This window comes from Rhizobium rosettiformans W3 (genome assembly GCF_004912135.1).
Taxonomy (GTDB): domain Bacteria; phylum Pseudomonadota; class Alphaproteobacteria; order Rhizobiales; family Rhizobiaceae; genus Allorhizobium; species Allorhizobium rosettiformans.
In genome coordinates, this window is record NZ_STGU01000075.1 from 1 (window position 1) to 998 (window position 998).

Here is a 998-nt window from a genome sequence, read left to right on the forward strand (position 1 = left end):
GCCGCGTCGTATGGCCGAGAAGGCTCTGACGGCGGTAATCCAGGAAGCCTATATCCAGGGCGTCTCGACCCGATCCGTCGATGATCTCGTCAAGGCCATGGGCATGAGCGGCATCTCCAAAAGCCAGGTATCGCGGCTCTGCGAAGAGATCGATGACAAGGTCAAAGCCTTCCTCGACCGCCCTATCGAGGGCGAGTGGCCATATCTCTGGATCGATGCCACCTACCTGAAGGTTCGTCGCGGCGGTCGTATTGTCTCGGTAGCGGTCATCATCGCGGTGGGTGTGAACACTGACGGCCGGCGCGAGGTGCTTGGCATGGAAATCGGCACATCCGAGGCAGAAGCGATCTGGACCGAGTTCCTACGCAAGCTGACCAGACGAGGCCTGCGCGGCGTCAAGCTCGTGGTCTCCGATGCACACGAGGGCATCAAGGCAGCCGTGTCGAAGGTGCTTTCCGCCACATGGCAGAGGTGCCGGGTTCACTTCATGCGCAATGCCCTCGCTCATGCAGGCAAGAGCGGACGGCGTGTCGTCTCTGCCTTCATCGCCACGGCCTTTGCCCAGGACACCCCGGAGGCGGCAAGCACCCAATGGCGCAATGTCGCCGACCAGATCAGGCCGAAGGTGCCGAAACTCGCCACGCTGATGGATAGCGCCGAGCAGGACGTGCTCGCCTACATGACCTTTCCCAGGCAGCACTGGGCAAAGCTTCATTCCACAAATCCGATCGAGCGTCTCAACGGCGAGATCAAGCGACGCACAGAAGTCGTCGGCATCTTCCCCAACGACGATGCCATCGTGAGGCTCGTCGGTGCCTTGCTGCTTGAGCAGAATGACGAGTGGGCCGTTCAGCGATCCCGCTACATGACACTTGAGACCATAGCAGCAATGAGCGATGATCCGCTCATCAGCCTGCCAGCCGCAAGCTGACCAATTCCTGGCTCTGTCCGGAAGGCACGGCGATTGCCGAAGCTACACCACTCAGTGGGACACGATC

General features: G+C 60.7%; 1 protein-coding gene. It reads left to right on the forward strand.

Annotated features, from left to right (window positions below):
- The coding region (locus tag FAA86_RS24390) for an IS256 family transposase (protein WP_136543900.1) at positions 1 to 931 on the forward strand (931 nt) is incomplete at its 5' end.
- Between the last annotated feature and the right edge of the window lie 67 nt (positions 932 to 998).